Annotated in this window: 13 protein-coding genes; 7 read left to right on the plus strand and 6 right to left on the minus strand. The window is 74.8% G+C overall.

Features of this window, described 5'->3' with window-relative positions:
- Window positions 1-137: 137 nt before the first annotated feature.
- The 3 genes from AMK13_RS18045 to AMK13_RS18055 all read right to left on the minus strand — a co-directional run bounded on the left by AMK13_RS18045 (window position 138) and on the right by AMK13_RS18055 (window position 2,877).
- Entirely contained in the window at window positions 138-662 is a 525-nt protein-coding gene (locus AMK13_RS18045) for a hypothetical protein (RefSeq protein ID WP_143204564.1), read from the minus strand.
- A 154-nt stretch (window positions 663-816) separates the two neighbouring features.
- Entirely contained in the window at window positions 817-2,055 is a 1,239-nt protein-coding gene (locus AMK13_RS18050; RefSeq protein WP_049656533.1) for a styrene monooxygenase/indole monooxygenase family protein, read from the minus strand.
- A gap of 171 nt (window positions 2,056-2,226) precedes the next feature.
- Window positions 2,227-2,877: a helix-turn-helix domain-containing protein gene (locus AMK13_RS18055; protein ID WP_074003112.1), complete on the minus strand. Its 651-nt coding sequence runs from the start codon at window positions 2,875-2,877 to the stop codon at window positions 2,227-2,229.
- Window positions 2,878-3,075: 198 nt separating this feature from the next.
- On the opposite strand from AMK13_RS18055, the gene AMK13_RS18060 reads away from it, so the two are divergent.
- Window positions 3,076-3,864 (plus strand): aminotransferase class IV, encoded by a 789-nt coding sequence (locus AMK13_RS18060; protein WP_158077720.1) that lies wholly within the window; start codon window positions 3,076-3,078, stop codon window positions 3,862-3,864.
- Window positions 3,865-3,909: 45 nt separating this feature from the next.
- Here AMK13_RS18060 and AMK13_RS18065 read toward each other — a convergent pair whose 3' ends face one another.
- Window positions 3,910-5,082 (minus strand): MFS transporter, encoded by a 1,173-nt coding sequence (locus tag AMK13_RS18065; RefSeq protein ID WP_074003114.1) that lies wholly within the window; start codon window positions 5,080-5,082, stop codon window positions 3,910-3,912.
- Between the two features lie 221 nt (window positions 5,083-5,303).
- On the opposite strand from AMK13_RS18065, the gene AMK13_RS18070 reads away from it, so the two are divergent.
- Window positions 5,304-6,668 carry an FAD-dependent oxidoreductase gene (locus AMK13_RS18070; RefSeq protein ID WP_049657544.1) on the plus strand — a complete coding sequence of 455 codons (1,365 nt, stop codon included), beginning with the start codon at window positions 5,304-5,306 and terminating at the stop codon, window positions 6,666-6,668.
- Window positions 6,669-6,822: 154 nt separating this feature from the next.
- Here the strand turns inward: AMK13_RS18070 and AMK13_RS18075 are convergent, their stop codons facing one another.
- Window positions 6,823-7,440, minus strand: coding sequence for a TetR-like C-terminal domain-containing protein (locus tag AMK13_RS18075; RefSeq protein WP_074003115.1), 618 nt, complete (start codon window positions 7,438-7,440; stop codon window positions 6,823-6,825).
- Window positions 7,441-7,768: 328 nt separating this feature from the next.
- On the opposite strand from AMK13_RS18075, the gene AMK13_RS18080 reads away from it, so the two are divergent.
- Window positions 7,769-7,984 (plus strand): hypothetical protein, encoded by a 216-nt coding sequence (locus tag AMK13_RS18080; RefSeq protein ID WP_074003116.1) that lies wholly within the window; start codon window positions 7,769-7,771, stop codon window positions 7,982-7,984.
- 104 nt (window positions 7,985-8,088) lie between these two features.
- Here AMK13_RS18080 and AMK13_RS18085 read toward each other — a convergent pair whose 3' ends face one another.
- Window positions 8,089-10,146, minus strand: a complete 2,058-nt coding sequence (locus tag AMK13_RS18085; RefSeq protein WP_143204565.1) for a sensor histidine kinase — start codon at window positions 10,144-10,146, stop codon at window positions 8,089-8,091.
- A 304-nt stretch (window positions 10,147-10,450) separates the two neighbouring features.
- Here AMK13_RS18085 and AMK13_RS18090 point away from each other — a divergent pair, with 304 nt between their 5' ends.
- The 4 genes from AMK13_RS18090 to AMK13_RS18105 all read left to right on the plus strand — a co-directional run bounded on the left by AMK13_RS18090 (window position 10,451) and on the right by AMK13_RS18105 (window position 13,847).
- Complete coding sequence (locus tag AMK13_RS18090) at window positions 10,451-10,843, plus strand: DUF302 domain-containing protein (RefSeq protein ID WP_049657537.1); 393 nt, start codon at window positions 10,451-10,453, stop codon at window positions 10,841-10,843.
- 10 nt (window positions 10,844-10,853) lie between these two features.
- Entirely contained in the window at window positions 10,854-11,696 is an 843-nt protein-coding gene (locus AMK13_RS18095) for a universal stress protein (protein ID WP_074003118.1), read from the plus strand.
- A gap of 111 nt (window positions 11,697-11,807) precedes the next feature.
- Window positions 11,808-12,584, plus strand: a complete 777-nt coding sequence (locus AMK13_RS18100) for an NAD(P)-binding domain-containing protein (RefSeq protein ID WP_074003119.1) — start codon at window positions 11,808-11,810, stop codon at window positions 12,582-12,584.
- Window positions 12,585-12,746: 162 nt separating this feature from the next.
- Window positions 12,747-13,847: a branched-chain amino acid aminotransferase gene (locus AMK13_RS18105; RefSeq protein WP_074003120.1), complete on the plus strand. Its 1,101-nt coding sequence runs from the start codon at window positions 12,747-12,749 to the stop codon at window positions 13,845-13,847.
- Window positions 13,848-13,851: the final 4 nt, after the last annotated feature.

Below are 13,851 nucleotides of genomic sequence, written 5' to 3' on the forward strand. Positions count from 1 at the left end.
TCGGTCCACCCCATCGTTTGTTCGACGGGGGTCGAGCGTAGCCGGTGGGAGCGGGAGGACCTATTCGGGCTCCCGGGACCGTGCGGTCCTGGACCGCGGCCCCCGCGGCGCCGGACCGCAGGGCCCAGGGGCGCCGGTCAGCGCTGGCGGATCGCGGAGAATCCGCAGGCCGGGGTGCAGAGGGTGACGATGCCGCTGTAGCGGTGGGTGGTACGGCCCCGGGTGACGCTGTGCACGGTGTGCTTCTCGCGCAGGTTGAGCTCCCGGCAGCGCGGGCAGGCGGCACCGACCGGCTGGCCCCACGGGCGGTTCGGGTTGAGCTTGGCGATCGAGACGACCATCAGGACGGCGGCCACGCCCGCGCCGCCGAAGCCGACCACCCGCCACACGCCGTTCCCGGACTCCCGACGGTCGATCATCTCGTCGTACGAGTAGGTGCCCCCGCCGCCGCGGCTGGACCATATCCGGCACTCGCTGTGCCGGGTCATGGTCTTGCCGTCGCAGGTCGGCGGGGTGTTCGGGTCCGCCTTGCCGACCACCAGGGCCAGGAAGAAGCCGAGTGCGATCAGCAGGCCGAACAGGACCACGGCGACGGTCCGGCTGCGCCCGGTGTGCAGCCGTTTGCGCTCGTTGTACGCCGTATCGATCACTGTCTGGGCCATGTTGCCCCCGTCGACCGCCACTGGCTCTCCTCCTGGTGTCCGCTTCGCCCGCCCGGCCCGTGGTACCGGGCCGGAGGCGCCCCTCGGGTGGGGGCGAGAAGAACCCACCACGAAGGGCGTTTGCTTGTACGGAACTTGGGAAGAACTTGACCTTTCAGTCCTCCGCCGCGACCGAGGCCAGGTAGGCCTCCGCCCTGGCCGGGTCGAAGTACCACTCCTCCAGGTCCGCCGGGTCGTCGAAGGCGTTGGCGAACCGGTGGGCCACGGCGGGCAGCGAACCGCCCGCCCCGAGGATCCGGAGGACGTGCGGGGGCGGCGGGGCGAGCAGCTCGTTGCTCCAGGTGGTGGAGGGGGCGGCGGTTCGCCAGAACCCGTCGAAGGCCGCCTGCTGGAAGGCCCGGTCGAAGGGCCTGTCGCCGTGGGCGAGGATCGCCGCCAGGTAGCCGGCGGCGCACTTGGCGGCGTTGTTGGAGCCCTGGCCCGCGATCGGGTCGTTGAGGACGACCACGTCCGCGACGCCCAGCACCGTGCCACCGCCAGGCAGTTCGCCGATCGGACGGCGCACCCCCGGGGCGAAGCGCCCGGCCAGCGTCGCTCCGGCGTCGGTGAGTTCGACGCCGGAACGGGTGCGGTCGTACTCCCAAGGCGTGAAGGCCTTCATCAACTCCAGCGTCACCCGCAGGTGTTCGGCGGGATCGCGGATCCCGTCGAAGGCGTCCGCCGGGCCGCCGGGAATCGCCTCCCAGACCATGGCGTCGCACGGGCCGGCCTCGGTCAGCGCCGGCACCAGGAAGAGCTCGCCGACACCCGGCACCAGGTTGCAGCGCACCGCCGGGTAGTCGTGCTCGGGGCGCGGACCGAGCCCGTGCACATAGCTGGCCGCCAGCGCGCGCTGCGGCCGCTCGTACGGGGAGCGCTCGTGGTCGCGCTCGAACAGCGAGGCCAGCGCGCCCTTTCCGGAGGCGACCAGCACCAGGTCGTACGAGCCGACCAGGTTCTGCAGGTCGGCCGCGGTCACCTGGCGCAGCTCCACCCGGCCGCCGCGCTCCGCGAACAGCTCCAGCCAGGTGGACATCTTCAGCCGCTGGTCGACGGACTGCGCGTAGGCGTCCAGCCGCCCGACCCAGTCGACCGCCCGCTCCGCCTCCGGCCCGGCGACCGACACCCCGAGGCCCTCGATCCGGGGCGCCCGGTCGGCCCACAGGTCCAGGCCGAGGGCCCGCTCGGTGCGCAGCGCGGAGTCGAACATGCACTGACTGGACATCACCCGGCCGCCGCGCACCTCCTCCGGGCCGCGGTCGGTCAGCACGGTCACGTCGTAGCCGTGCGCCTGTAGCCCCAGAGCCAGTTGGAGTCCGGCCTGCCCTGCGCCGACGATCAGAACTCTGCGCATCGCCCCTGCTCTCCTGGTGGTACGTCCCGGACGGCGGCCCGGACGGACCGGCCGTCTCCGGCCTGCTTACCAGTCATCGGGGCCGCCCGTCCACGGGCCGTACCGGCCTTCGCTCCCGACCCGTACGGACACTCGCCCACGACCCGTACCGGCGCCCGGTCCCGCCCCGCCTCACCCCGTGACCAGCCGCCGGCCGCTGACCTCCTCCGGGCGGATCCGCACCCAGCGCGGCCGCACCCCGCCCGCCCAGGGGGCCGCGCCGGGCAGCCCGGCCAGCCGGTCGAGCTCGGCGGGGTCGTCCACGTAGTGCGCCGGGCCGAGGGCGAGCACGCTCCAGCCGCGCCCGAGGTACTCGTCGATGTGGTCGACCTGGAAGGAGACCGCGGCCCCCTCCACCGGGGCGGCGGCGTCGTGTTCGCCGGTGCGGTAGGCGAAGGAGCCCTGGTCCACCACGTAGTTGACCGGCAGCACCACCGGCCCCGGCTCGACCGGCAGGGCGATCCGGCCGATGCCGTGGCCGCCGACCAGCTGCCAGCACTCCGGCTCGGTGAGGTCGAGCAGCCGGGGGCGCGGGCCGGGGCCGCCCTGGCCGGGCGCGGCGTCGGCACGGCCGGACCGCAGCTCGCCCGGGGTGGTGTCGAGGGCGGCGGCGATCCGGACGAAGCCCGCCGGGTCGAAGCCGGGCCCCGCCTCCAGCAGGCACCGCAGGTAGCGGGGGGCCATCGCGGCCCGGTTGGCCAGGGCCTCCTCGCTGAGGCCCAGCTGCTCGCGCCGTTCGGCGATCCGACGGGCGACGGCGGCGGGGTCGGGGGTGTCGTTCACGGTGGTGACTCCTCGGCTGGCCGGGGGCCGTCTGGCCGCGTCCGGGCGTTGACCAGGGCGGATCCATCCAAGCGCCCGGCCGCCGGCAAGTCGAGCAACGGCCCGGCCCCGTGCGTGTCGGTCCGCGCCCCCGTGCCACCGCTGCCCCGGAGCGGAAACCCGGGGCCGGACGGGCCCCGCTGTGGAAGCATGGCGCGGGTGCTGACCATAGAGATCAACGGCCGCCGGGCGGACGCGGAGAGCGTGTACCGGGTGGCGACGCGGAACTTCGGGCACTTCACCTCGATGCAGGTGCGCGACGGGGCGGTCCGCGGCCTGGACCTGCACCTGGAGCGGCTGGAGACGGCGTCGCGCGCGCTGTTCGGCGAGGGGATCGCGTGCGACGGCGGAACGGTCCAGGGGCTGATCGGACGGGCGCTCGGCGCGGACCGTGACGCGTCGGTCCGGGTCACCGTCGCCGCGCGGCTCGACGACCCGCTGTCGCCCGACGTCATGGTGGCCGTCTCCGACCCCGTCCCCGACGCGCCCCAACCCGCGCCGCGCGTCCGCACGGTGACGTACGAACGCGAACTGCCGCACGTCAAGCACCTCGCGACAATGGGCCTGAGCTACCAGCCCCTCCAGGCCCGGGCCGCGGGCTTCGACGACGTCCTGTTCGTCGGGCGGGACGGGCGCCTGAGCGAGGGCTCGATCTGGAACGTCGCCTTCTGGGACGGCCGGCAGGTCGTCTGGCCGGAGGCGGACGTACTGCCCGGCATCACGATGCAGCTGCTGCGGCGCGGTCTGACGCGGGTCGGGCTGCCCTGGGAGGTCCGGCCCGTGACCGCCGACGACCTGCCGGGCCTGGGTGCCGCCGCGGCGACCAACTCGATCTGCCCCTGCCAGCCGCTGGCCGCCATCGACGGCACGTCCTTCCCCGCCGACGGGGGCGCCCTGGCCGAAGCCCTCGCCGGCGCCTGGGCCGTGATCCCCTGGGAAGCGGTCTGAGCGCACCGGCCCGTCCGGCCCCGCGGGAGTGAGGTCCGGGACCGGCTACCCCTTGGTCCTCCGGTCGCGCCAGGCCGGGGCGAGCGCGGCGAGCATCACCGCCGCGGTGAGCACGAACGCCCACGGGTAGCCCGTCGCGCCCGCGACCGCGCCGAAGGCGACAGCGCCGACGCCCATGCCCCCGTCGAAGGCGACGTTCCACAGCGCCGTCACGGTGCCGTACCCGGCGGGCGGCACCCGGGCGTACATCAGCGTCAGCGTCGCGTTCTGCGCGACGCCGAAGCCCGCGCCGAACACCGTGGCCCCGGCCACCACGGCGACCGGGCTGCCCGTCGAGGCCAGCAGCAGCACCCCGCCGGCGCAGACCAGCAGGGCGGGCAGCACCAGCCCGGACGCGCCCCGGCGGTCCCCGTACCGCCCGGCCAGCCAGCGGGTCGCCGTCGCGGCCGCGGGCTGGACCAGCAGCGCCGCCGCGACGGCGGCGGCGGACGGCACGGCCAGCGGCAGGAAGGTGACCAGGATCCCGGCCGCCAGCGCCGTCGCGCCGAACACCACGGCCGGGCGCAGCAGCGCGCCGCTGCGCAGCCCCTCCCGCAGGCCCACCGTCGGCCCGTCGGCCCGGGTGCGGTCCGGCAGCGCCGGGACGGAGACGACGGCGGCCAGCGGCGCCGCCGCGCCGATCGCGAACACCCAGCCCCAGCCGACGTGTTGGGCCAGCCAGACACCGAGTGGCTGACCGGCCAGGGCGGTCAGCCCGGAGACCAGCCCGACCAGGGCGAGCCCCTCGCCGCGCCGTTCGGCCGGGATCAGCGCGGCGGTCAGCGCCCCGCCCGCGACCAGCGCGACGGCGAAGCCGAGCCCGCGCAGCAGGCAGACCGCGACCACGGCCGCCATGCCGCCGGTCCAGGCGAGCGCCAGGGTGGGCGCGCCCAGCAGCACCAGCCCGGCCGCCAGCGCCCAGCGGTGGCCGAACCGGGCGGTCAGCGACGGGGTGGCCAGCTCGCCGACCACGGTGGCGAACATCAGCGCGCCGGTGGCCAGACCCGCCGCGTGCTCGCCGCCGCCGGACTCCTGGGCGTACAGCGGGACGGCGGAGAGCAGCAGGTTGAACCCGGTGGTGCAGCCGAAGAGGGAGACGAGGCGCACCAGCAGCGCCCACGTCACCAACGGCGGCCGGGCGCGGCCGGAGCCCGCCGCGGAGGCGGTGGTGGTGGTCACCCGGCGACGCTACCGGCCCGCACCAGCCACCGGTAGGCCCCGCCGAAGCCGCCGGGACACCGCCGGGACGCCGTCGGAGCCCCGGTCGGACCCGCGCCGAGGCCATAGGCCAGCCCTATGACCTCATAGATCATCACCACCTACTTCCCAGGTCATCCGTAGGGTTTGCTACAAAGGTTCAGACCACGTTTGCATCGCGCCCGACCGGAGGACCACTCGTCATGCCCCGCCCGATCCGAGTCGCGATCGTCGGAGCCGGCCCCGCCGGCATCTACGCCGCGGATGCCCTGCTGAAGTCCGACGCCGCCCAGGACCCCGGTGTCTCCATCGACCTGTTCGAGCGGATGCCCGCCCCGTTCGGTCTGATCCGCTACGGGGTCGCCCCCGACCACCCGCGCATCAAGGGCATCGTCACCGCCCTGCACCAGGTGCTCGACAAGCCCCAGGTCCGGCTGTTCGGCAACGTCGACTACCCGAACGACCTCGCCCTGGACGACCTGCACCGCTTCTACGACGCGGTGGTCTTCTCCACCGGCGCGATGGCCGACCGCGCCCTGGACATACCCGGCATCCACCTCGACGGCTCCTACGGCGCGGCCGACTTCGTCTCCTGGTACGACGGCCACCCGGACGTGCCCCGGACCTGGCCGCTGGAGGCCGAGAAGGTCGCCGTGCTCGGCGTCGGCAACGTCGCCCTGGACGTCGCCCGGGTCCTCGCCAAGACCGCCGACGAGCTGCTGCCCACCGAGATCCCGCCGAACGTCTACGAGGGCCTGCGGCGCAACCGGGCCGTCGAGGTGCACGTCTTCGGCCGCCGCGGCCCCGCCCAGGCCAAGTTCAGCCCGATGGAACTGCGCGAGCTGGACCACTCCCCCACCATCGAGGTGATCGTCGCCCCCGAGGACATCGAGTACGACGACGGCTCGATCGCCGAGCGCCGCGCGGTCAAGCACGTCGACCTGGTCGCCTCGACGCTGGAGAACTGGGCGATCCGCGACGTCGGCGACCGCCCGCACCGGGTGTACCTGCACTTCTTCGAGTCCCCGGTCGAGGTGCTCGGCGAGGACGGCAAGGTGGTCGGCCTGCGCACCGAGCGCACCGAGCTGGACGGCACCGGCAACGTGCGCGGCACCGGCGCCTTCACCGACTGGGACGTCCAGTCGGTCTACCGCGCGGTCGGCTACTACTCCGACGAGCTGCCCAAGCTGCCCTTCGACCCGGCCTCGGGCACCGTCCCGCACCAGGCCGGACGGGTCCTGGACGGCGACGGCTCGCACCGCACCGCCACGTACGTCACCGGCTGGATCAAGCGCGGCCCGGTCGGCCTGATCGGCCACACCAAGGGCGACGCCAACGAGACCGTCGCCTGCCTGCTGGACGACCACGCGGCCGACCGCCTGCCCGGCGCCGTCGAGCCGGAGCCGGCGGCCGTCGAGGAGCACCTGCGCGCGCAGGGCGTCCGCTTCACCACCTGGGACGGCTGGAAGCTGCTGGACGCCCACGAGCGCGCGCTCGGCGAGGCCGAGCAGCGCGAGCGGGTCAAGGTCGTCGAGCGCGAGTCCATGCTCCGCCACAGCGGGGCCTGAGCCGCGGCGGGCCCGGGCGCCTGAGCCCGGGCCCGGCACGGACCGCCACCGCCGTCGCCGAATCGCACGGGAATTCCCCCCGGAACACAGGAACACACCCGTGGGATTCCGGCGGCGGCCCGCGGATTTCCCGGCGTACCCGGGAGCGCCCCCGTCAGGGGCGGACGATCGGCAGCAGCAGCTCGTCCACGATCTCCGCCGGATCGAGCTGCGTCGCCTCCCCGCCACACATCTTGATCCGGTACAGCATCAGCGCCGGCACCAGGTCGGTGACCAGCGGGGTGACCGCCCCGGGGCGGACCTCGCCGCGCGTGGTGCCGCGGTCCAGCACCTCGGCGAGCAGCGCCGTCGTCGGCTCGACCACCCGCTCCAGCACGATCTCCACGAAGGCGTGCGCCCGCTGGTGGTCGAGCTCGCTCATGATGGCCCGCACCGCGGCGCCCAGCTCGCTGACCATCGCCGCCCGCAGCCGGGTCACCACCTCCAGCAGGTCCCCGCGCAGGCTGCCGGTGTCGGGGGCCGGGCCGGAGGGCGGCAGGCTGGCCCGCAGCGCGTCCATGACCACCTCCTCCTTGGAGGACCAGCGGCGGTAGAGCGCGGCCTTGCCGGTCTGGGCGGCGGCGGCCACCCCCTCCATGGTGAGCCGGGCGTAGCCGTCGGTGGTGAGCTGTTGGAGGACCGCCTCGTAGATGGCGCTCTCCAGCGCCTCGCCGCGCCGCCGCAGCGGGGCGCCCGTCACCGGTCCGTGTCCGGTATCCGTCTCAGCGGTCATGGTTTCGCACCTTCTTCAATCGCCTTTCCTCGATCCCCGTCGCTCCCCGCATTCGCCCGCGGATCTCCGGGAAATCCCTGGTCGGCCGCGCGCACGGTGAAGCATTTCGTATATCACGGACATCGCGGGGGCCACTGTCGATGTTAGTGAACGAACCCGTTCCCGCCGACGCCGCATAACAGAATTTCGATCATGCGTTCGATCCGATGGAGTTCCCGCACGTCGGGACCGGGACAGGACCGTGGCCTCATGCGGCTGGGGCGGGACGGGCGGTGGCATGGGGGTGCGGGTTGAAGCGGACCGCCTGCGGAACCCCGTGGAGGACCCCATGACCGACAGAACGGCCAACACCGCGCTGATGGCCGCCGGCGTCGCCGCGGTCTTCGCCGCGGTGAGCATCGCCGCCGCCCTCCGGGCGTGCAAGTGCCCGGTCCGGGGCGGCGAGAGCGCCTCGGAGGCGGGACGGAGCCACCGTCCCGGCCCCAGCAGCAGCTCGTCCCCCGGCAGCCACCCCCACGGCTGCACTCCCCCCAACTGCCATTGACCCCCTCGTCCTCCCCATCCTCGGAAGCACCGATCCCGCCCCCGGCCGTCACCCGTCGCGCCGGGGGCCTCTTCGTTGGCCCCGGGCCGGGAAGGACCAGCCCCTCAGCCGCTCGCGGGCCTGCGCGGGAGCACCGCGTGCACCCGGGTGCCGCGCCGCAGGGCGTCCACGGTGCAGCTGCCGCCGATCTCCGCGGCCCGCTCCGACATCGACTGCAGCCCCACCCCCGGGTGCACCGCGAGCCCGTGGTCCGGGCCCCGCCCGTCGTCCTCGACCTCGAGTTCCAGGTGCCCGGCGTCCACCCGCACGGACACCGTGGCGCTGCTCGCCCGGGCGTGGCGCACCACGTTGTTGAGCGCCTCCGCGGTGATCCGGTAGACCGCGACCTCGACGGCGGCGGGCAGCCCCGGCAGCGGGTCGGGCTCCAGCCGGGTGGCGACGGCGAGGTCCGGGCCGCTGAAGGTCTCGGCGAGCCGGCCGAGCGCAGTGGACAGGCCGTAGTCGCCCAGCGCCGTGGGCCCGAGCCGGTCGGTGATCCGCCGGACCTCCCGGACCGCCGTGGCGAGGTCGTCCGCGACCCGGTCCAGCACGCCGGAGAAGAGCGCCGGGTCGTCCACCGCGGCGGCGGCCTGGAGGCGCAGCCGCAGCCCGGCCAGCAGCGGGCCGAGGCCGTCGTGGATGTCCCGGCGCAGCTGGCGCCGCTCCTCCTCGCGGGCGGCGACGATCCGCTCGCGGCTGGCCCGCAGGTCCGCCATCAGCTGGAGCGAGGCGACGGCGGGCGCGGCCTGGTCGGCGAGCGAGCGCAGGATGTCGCGGTCGCTGTCGTCGAGCGCCCGCTGCCCCGGGCGCGGGGCGACGGCGAGCCGTCCGATCCGCTCCCCGCGGTGCACCAGCGGGAAGCCCTCGCCGCCGCCGGAGAGCTCCCCGACGGCCGCCAGCGACCGTTCGCCGCTCCGCGTGGATACGGTCAACTCCACGCCGGGGAGAAGCAGTTCCTCACTGACGGTGCGGCACAGCACGGCCGGCACCTCCTGCGGGTCGACGGTCTGGCTGACCCTCCCGGCGAGGCTGCGCAGCACCTGGTACGGCTGGGCGCGCGAACCGTAGTACCAGCGGTCGACGACGCCGGAGGCCCAGCGCACGCCCCGGGGCAGGCCGGTCGCGAGCAGGAAGACCGCGGCGACCACCACCAGCGCCCCGAGGCCGGTCCCGGGCATCAGCATGGTGGAGAGCAGGCAGGCCACCACCACGAAGGCCACGGCCAGCCCGGCGGCCACCAGCAGGCCGGTCAGCACCCGCCGGGCGGCCCGGTCGAGCCGCCAGGACCCGTCCCGGACCACCACGGCGGCCAGGGTGAGCGTCCACAGCGCCGAGGTGACCGCGAACGCGGTGTACGCGGCCGTGCCCTGGTCGAAGTAGTAGCCGAGCTCGGCCCCGCCCCACAGCAGGTACACCCCGAGGCCGATCAGGACGTTCTGCCGGCGCCGCCGGGACGCCCCGCGGATCCGCGCGAGCGGGACGAGCACCACCAGGACGGTCAGCGCGACGTACACGACGAGCTGGGTGTCGAGCATCCGGTCGTTGAAGATCTGCAGCAGGTGCGCGAGGCCGCTGCCCGCGAACGGGTTGGGCCGGCCGAACACGGTCGGCTCGGAGACGTAGTAGCTCGCCGGGGGCAGCCGCCACAGGGCCACGGCGCCGATCGCGAACCACCACCGCCTGCTCGGCAGCGTCCCGAACGGCAGCCACAGCGGCAGCGCGTGCCACAGGGCTCCGCTGACGGTGTCGCACAGCGAGGACAGCACCACCACCGCCCCGACCATGCGCGGGTCGCCCCCCTCGACCCAGATCGGGGCCTCGGCCGCGACCGGGAGGATCGTCGCCGCCCCGTACACGAGCAGCACCCAGCCGAGCCGGTTCCCCGGCCGGTGGGCGTGCAGCAGTACTCCACCGGCGACGGCGGCGAGGCCGTACCCGAGCACCGCCAGGTCGTGGGTGGGCACCGAGACCCCGGGCGCGCCGAGGTGGCTCAGCACGTACCCGACCCACAGCCCGCCGGCCACCACGCAGACGAGCGCGCACAGCCCGGCCGCGGCCAGTTGTCGCTCCGCAGGACCGGACCGAGGCCGCCACCAGGCTCTTCGCACGCTCTCCGCAGCCATGAGTCCGCCCCTTCGTCGTCGGGCTCCCGCATATCCCTGAAGTCTGCTCCACCCGTTGTCCCGGGTGCATGAGGCAGCGGCCCCCCGCCGGCCCCCGTGACAGCCGGAGGGCCTCGGCGGCGTCCGCCTGACGGACCGTGCGCGGGCCCGGCGGTCCTGCCGACCCGCGCCGCCACCGCCCGGCGGTCCTCGCCGTGCGTCACCGCCGGCACCGCCGCGGCTCGGCCCCGGGAGGCGGCGGGCGCGGCGTCCGCCGATACTGGGGCCGCGACCTCCCAGGCCACCCGACACCCCCGGAGGAACCATGGACTACGGTCTCGGCGTACGGCTCGACCGGCCGTTCGCGCAGGCGGTGGAGGCGGTCACCGCCGCGCTCAAGGAGCAGGGCTTCGGCGTCCTGACCACCATCGACGTCCGGGCGACGCTGCGCGAGAAGATCGGCGCGGAGGTCGAGGACTACCTGATCCTCGGCGCCTGCAACCCCGCCCTCGCCCACCGCGCGCTCCAGGCCGACCGCCGGATCGGGCTGCTGCTGCCCTGCAACGTGGTGGTCCGGACGGACGGCGACGCCACGGTGGTGGAGGCCGTCGACCCGCAGACGATGGTCGCCCTGGCCGGGTCCGGGGGCGGGCTGGGCGAGGTCGCGGACGAGGCGGCGCGGCGGCTGAACGCCGCCCTGGACACGCTGCGCGGATGAGGAGCAGACCATGACCGCACCCGTCGTCGCCGGATTCGACGGCTCGCCCGAGAGCCTCGCCGCCACCGAGTGGGCCGCCCGGGAGGCGCGGCGCCGCGGCTGCCCGCTGGACCTCCTGGAGGCCTGGCCCTGGCCGCACCGGGACGTGGTCGGCAGCGAGGAGACGTACCGCGACGCCCTGGACCGGCTGGAGCTGCGGGCGCGGGAGCTGCGCCCGCTGGCCGGCGACGGGCCGGTCACCTCGGCGATCGTCCCGACCGACCCGGCCGAGGCGCTGGAGGCCGTCGGCAAGTCGGCCGCCCTGCTCGTCCTGGGCTCGCGCGGGCTGGGCGCGGTGCGCGGCTTCCTGGTCGGCTCGGTGAGCCAGGAGGTGCTGCGCCGGGCGGGCTGCCCGGTGGTGCTGGTCCGGGCCGAGGCGGAGGAGTCGGAGGGCCCGGTGCTGGTGGGCCTGGACCTCGCCCATCCGATGGACGACGTGCTGGCCTTCGCCTTCGACGCGGCCGCCCGGCGGCGGGCGCCGCTGCGGGTGGTGCACGTCTGGTCGCCGCCGGTCTCCAGCCAGTACACGGCACTCGAGGCCGTCGGCGGGCTGGGCGAACTCGCCTCCGTCGACCGGGCCCGGTTCGCCGAGCAGGTGACCCCCTGGCGGGAGCGCCACCCCGAGGTGTCGGTGACCGCCGACCTGATCCAGGGCAGCGCCTCCGTCGCCCTGGTGGACGCGGCGGCCGGGGCCCGGCTGCTCGTCGTCGGCCGCCGCGTCCGCCGCACCCTCCTCGGCGCCCACCTCGGCCCGGTCGCGCACGCCGCGATCCACCATGTCCGGTGCCCGGTCGCCCTCGTCCCGCACGGCTGACCGGGGCCCCTGGCCACCGGGTGCCGCGGCGGTCAGACTGATGCGGAGAAGATCGCGACGGGCATGACAAGGTGCTCCGTCCGACCATCACCAACGACGGAGGCAGTCACCGTGCAGCGCATCGGCATCATCGGAGTGGGCGAGATCGGCCGGGCCATCGTGATGGGCCTGCGCCACGGGGAGGAGCCCGGGCCGGAGGTCCTGCTCTCCCCGCGGGGCGCCCGCACCGCCGCCGAGCTGGCCGAACGCTACGAGGGCGTGCGGGTGTGCGCCGACAACCAGGAGGTGGTGGACGGCTCCGACCTGGTGATCGTCGCCCTGCGCCGCCAGGACTGGCGGGCGGCCCTGACCGGGCTGGTCGTCCCCGACGACCGGGTCGTGGTCAACGTGATCCCGGGCGTCGCCTCCGAGGAGCTGCGCCGGGTGCTGGCCACCGACGCCGCGCTGACCCACGCGATCCCGCTGCCCACCGTCCGGGAGCGCCGCTGCCTCACCGTCGTCCAGCCCTCCCACCCGGACGCGGACGCCCTGTTCGAGCTGTTGGGCGGGGCGCTGCCGGTCGCGGACGAGGCGGCCCTCAACGTCCTGTCCGCGGTCACCTCGACCCAGACCACCCACTACGCGTTCCTCGCCACGCTCGTCTCCTGGGCCACCGACCAGGGCATCCCCGCGGCGGACGCCGACCGCTTCGTCCGCGGCCTCTACCAGGACGTCGGCCGCTCCCTGGCCGACGGGACGCGGTCGCTGGAGCGGCTCGCGGCCGAGCACGAGACCCCGGGCGGGAGCAACGAGCGGGTGCGCACCACCTGGTTCGACCAGGCGAACTCCGGGGCCCTGCGCGGCACCCTGGACGGCCTGGTCGGCGACCTCCACGGCGGCCACCGGTAGGACGGGAATTCCGGAGCCGCGGGCTCCGGAGAGGGCGACGGTTCCGGACCCGACCGGACCGCGCCGTATCACGTCCGGCTGACGACCGTTAGCATGACGGGTATGACGCCGGTCGTTGGCGTCGGTTCGCACAGAATCCACAGCGGTGTTGAGGAGTTGACGATGAGTCGCGCTTTCCCTCTGTCCCGGACGACCGGTCCCGTTTCCGAGGAGGAGCGACGCACAATCCTCGCCGCGCCGGGCTTCGGCAAGTTCTTCACCGACCACATGGCCTCGGCCACCTGGACGCCCGCCGAGGGCTGGCACGACCACAAGGTCACCGCGCTGGCGCCGTACTCGCTGCACCCGAGCGCCGCCGTGCTGCACTACGCCCAGGAGATCTTCGAGGGGCTGAAGGCCTACCGGCACGCCGACGGCAGCGTCTGGCTGTTCCGCCCGGAGTTCAACGCCCGCCGCTTCGCGCGCTCCGCCGAGCGGCTCGCCCTGCCGGTGCTGCCGGAGGAGGACTTCCTCACCAGCGTCGAGGGGCTGGTCCGCGCGGACGAGGCGTGGGTGCCGAGCTCCCCGGACGAGAAGAGCCTCTACCTGCGGCCGTTCATGTTCGCCTCGGAGGCCTTCCTCGGGGTCCGGCCCGCCGAGCAGATCGCCTACTCGGTCATCGCCAGCCCGGCCGGCCCGTACTTCGCGGGCGGGGTCACCGGCATCACGCTCTGGGTGAGCAGCAACTACACCCGCGCCGGGCGGGGCGGCACCGGCGCCGCCAAGTGCGGCGGCAACTACGCCTCCAGCCTGGCCGCGCAGATCGAGTCCCGGAAGAACGGCTGCGACCAGGTGCTGTTCCTGGACGACACCGGCGGCGAGGGGGACCTGGAGGAGTCCGGCACGATGAACCTGTGCCTGGTCACCTCGGCCGGCGAGCTGGTCACCCCCGCCCTCGGCAACATCCTCGACGGGGTGACCAGGGACTCGATCCTGTCCCTGGCGGGCGAGTTCGGGCTGACGCCGGTGGAGCGCCCGATCACCCTCTCCGAGCTGCGCTCCGGTGCCGCCGACGGCACGGTCACCGAGGTGTTCGCCGCCGGGACGGCCGCGGTGGTCACCCCGATCGTCGGCTTCAAGGGCGAGTCCAAGGGCGAGGGCTACGCGTTCACCATCGGCACCGGCACGCCCGGCAAGCAGACCCTCGCGATCCGCGAGCACATGCTGGACATCCAGTACGGGCGCGCCGAGGACGTCCACGGCTGGATGCGCCGGGTGGTCTGACCTC

The sequence above is a fragment of the Streptomyces sp. CB02056 genome, assembly GCF_001905545.1.
Lineage (GTDB): Bacteria > Actinomycetota > Actinomycetes > Streptomycetales > Streptomycetaceae > Kitasatospora.